This window comes from Mesorhizobium sp. M7A.F.Ca.CA.004.04.2.1 (assembly GCF_004022825.1).
Lineage (GTDB): Bacteria > Pseudomonadota > Alphaproteobacteria > Rhizobiales > Rhizobiaceae > Mesorhizobium.
The window spans coordinates 1-2792 of the sequence record NZ_RZPH01000810.1; the positions used below are offsets into that span (position 1 = coordinate 1).

Below are 2792 nucleotides of genomic sequence, written 5' to 3' on the forward strand. Positions count from 1 at the left end.
AACAGCGTCAGCCTTCCGTCTTCCATGGCATCGACCGTATCGGCGACGACGCGCGCCGCGTTGAGGCCACCCGAACCCGATGCCGTATCGGTGGAGAAGACGGCAAATCGGTTCCGCCCGGCGGCCTTGGCCGCGTAGCAGGCGTCGTCGGCGCAGGCCAGCGCGTCGGCCACCGTCGTGTTGGCGTCATCGACGAAAGCGATGCCGATCGAGGCCGCCAGCTTGCGCGACGTGGCCGTCGATCCTAGTTCGGCATCGCGAACCGCGGCAAGTACCGCGTCGGCCAGCCGCCCGGCCTGCGCCGTATTGCAATTGGGCATCAGCAGCGCGAACTCGTCACCGCCCAGGCGCGCGGCATGCGCCGTCGGGGGAAGGCAGCCCAGAATGCCTAGGGCAACGCTTTTCAGTGCCAGGTCGCCGGCCGCGTGGCCGGCAAAATCGTTGAGCGCCTTGAAGTAGTCGAGATCGACGTAGAACACGGAAAGCGGCAGCAACTGCGGGGCCGCGATGTGATCGGCCAGCAGCCGGTCGAACGCGGCGCGGTTCAAGAGACCGGTGAGCGCGTCATGGCGGGCCGCATAGGCAAGCTCCTGCTCGCGCTGCTTGTCTTCGGTGATGTCGCGCACCGTGCCCAGGATCTGCCCCGCCAGCCGGCGGTCCGGGATTTGCGGGTCGGCGATGAAACGCAGCAGGGATTCTATGTGCCGGACCTCTCCGTCGCGCCGGACGATGCGGTATTGCACGGCGGTGACCTTGTCCGTTTCGAGCGGCACCAGATGCGCGCGCGACGCGGCCTCCTTATCGTCCGGATGCAGATAGCCGAACCAGTGGTCGCGCTCGACTTCGGCGGTGTCGGAGACAAGCCCGAAAATCTCCCTGGTGCGTTCGTCCCAATAGCTTTTGCCGGTGGCGAGGTCGTGGTGCCAGATGCCGGTACCGCTGGCGGCAAGCGCCAGGCGGAAGCGCACATTGACCTGCTCGAGTTCGGCTTCGGCCGCCTTCTGCTTGGAGATGTCGGTCTGCACACCCAGCAGCCTGAGCGGCTTTCCCATCGCGTCGCGCTCGACGGCGCCGCCGCGATCGAGCACCCACACCCAGTGTCCCTGCTTGTGCTTCAGCCGCAATTCGGTCTCGATGGCGTCGGTCAGGCCGGCAATGTGGCGGTCGCCGCTGGCCAGCGCCCGCTCGCGGTCGTCGGGATGGGTCAGTTGCAGCCACAGGTCGCTGGTGTTGGCAAGTTCGCTCTCATCGTAGCCCAGCATCCGCGCCCAGGTCGCGGAATAGAAGCAGTCGCCGGTTACAAGATCCCAGTCCCAGACACCAAGATGGGCGCGCTCCAGGGCCTTGGCCCAGAACGTTCCATTGCGACTTTTCTTGCCCTGACGCGCCATCGTCTGCTTCGCCTGCTCCACCGCAGGGCAATCTGCGGCAAAACCAGAGAAGAAACAGTTACCACGGCGATGGCGGGCTGCTTTGTTGGCTCCTCACCTGCCGCCTCTGCTCTTCGATTGGCCGGCAAGAACCGGAGTTTCGCATCGGCCGGATGTTCCTAGTCATGGCTCCAGGTCATCGGCCAATCCGGTGATCCCGGATCATCGGCGGCGCCGATGATCACATTGCAGAGACAAGAGGATCTTCCAATGACCAGACAAGAAGACAACAAGGCCGTCGTCGTCAGATGGTTCACCGACTTCTGGGGTGAAAGCTGCGACCTGTCCGTCGTCGACGACATCGCGGCACCCGACATGCTGCTGAAATACTCGCTGCACGAGCCGCGCCGCGGCCGCGACGAAATCAAGGCCTTCATGAGCGGCTTCCGCGCCGCCTTCCCGGACCTCAGCTTCTGGGCCACGGCCGACCTGATTGCCGAGGGCGACTATGTCGTCGGCCAGTGGGAGGGCGGCGGCACGCATACCGGCCCGGCCTTCGGCGATTTCCTCGCCGGCTCGCTGCCGGCCGCCACCGGCCGCACGATGCGTTTCACCGGCACCACGGTGCTGAAGGTGGTCGACGGCAGGATCGTCGAGGAGATCGGCCTCGATGACGGCGTCGCCGCCCTCACCCAGCTCGGCTTGATGAAGGCTGCCTGATTCGAAAGGGCTATCGCCGTCCAGGCGATGGCCCACCTTCAACGGGATCGGCGGCTTCGATCGGATAGTGCTTGTCCTCATAGGCCTCGATCAGAGTTGCGAGAACGTCGAACCGGTCACCATCGCGAGAGCCGACCTCCGGCTCATTTTCGAAATATTTAGTGATTTCGGCGATCGCCCAATCGTAATCGGCTTCGGTCTTAATGGGTCGAATGTTTTCCATCACACCATACTCTTTGTGCGTGCCGACGAACAGGCTTGCACCCTCCTGACCCTTGTCAAGAAACGGGTGGCGAGGCCGGCCTTTGGCGGCTTCAATGCGGCCATGTTCATCACCCTGGCCAAGAATCTGAAATCCACGCCGCTGCAAGCCGCCGACGATCCGCGCTGGGCGCGAATCGTCGCGCGCGACAAGTCGGCCGACGGCGCATTCTGGTATTCGGTGGCGACGACCGGTGTCTATTGCCGGCCTTCCTGCCCGTCTCGGCGCGCCAATCCGAAAAATGTGCAATTGCACGACACGCTCGATCAGGCCAGGGCCACCGGCTTTCGCCCGTGCCGGCGCTGCGACCCGGATGGCCCGTCGCTCGAGGCCGGCAACGCGGCGATGGTCGCCGCTGCTTGCCGCAGGATCGAGCAGAGCCAGGAAGAACCGTCGCTCGCTGAACTGGCTGATGCCGCCGGCCGCAGCGCCGGTTATTT

Annotated in this window: 4 protein-coding genes; 2 read left to right on the forward strand and 2 right to left on the reverse strand. The window is 64.7% G+C overall.

Annotation, left to right across the window (positions count from 1 at the left end; translation table 11 throughout):
* Positions 1-1391, reverse strand: a 1391-nt coding sequence (locus EN893_RS27415) for a diguanylate cyclase (protein WP_128361928.1), incomplete at its 3' end; no start/stop codon positions are given.
* A 249-nt stretch (positions 1392-1640) separates the two neighbouring features.
* On the opposite strand from EN893_RS27415, the gene EN893_RS27420 reads away from it, so the two are divergent.
* On the forward strand, positions 1641-2090 hold the full coding sequence (locus EN893_RS27420) for an ester cyclase (protein WP_127269678.1): 450 nt from the start codon (positions 1641-1643) through the stop codon (positions 2088-2090).
* A 10-nt stretch (positions 2091-2100) separates the two neighbouring features.
* Here the strand turns inward: EN893_RS27420 and EN893_RS27425 are convergent, their stop codons facing one another.
* Positions 2101-2313 (reverse strand): transcriptional regulator, encoded by a 213-nt coding sequence (locus EN893_RS27425; RefSeq protein ID WP_127269684.1) that lies wholly within the window; start codon positions 2311-2313, stop codon positions 2101-2103.
* Between the two features lie 102 nt (positions 2314-2415).
* Between EN893_RS27425 and EN893_RS27430 the strand changes: the two genes are divergently transcribed.
* Positions 2416-2792: methylphosphotriester-DNA--protein-cysteine methyltransferase family protein (locus EN893_RS27430; protein WP_164901151.1), on the forward strand; the 377-nt coding region annotated here is incomplete at its 3' end.

Coding starts and splice junctions, on each gene's coding strand:
- EN893_RS27420 (WP_127269678.1), top strand. CDS start 1,641: ATGACCAGACAAGAAGACAACAAGGCCGTCGTCGTCAGATGGTTCACC.
- EN893_RS27425 (WP_127269684.1), bottom strand. CDS start 2,313: ATGGAAAACATTCGACCCATTAAGACCGAAGCCGATTACGATTGGGCG.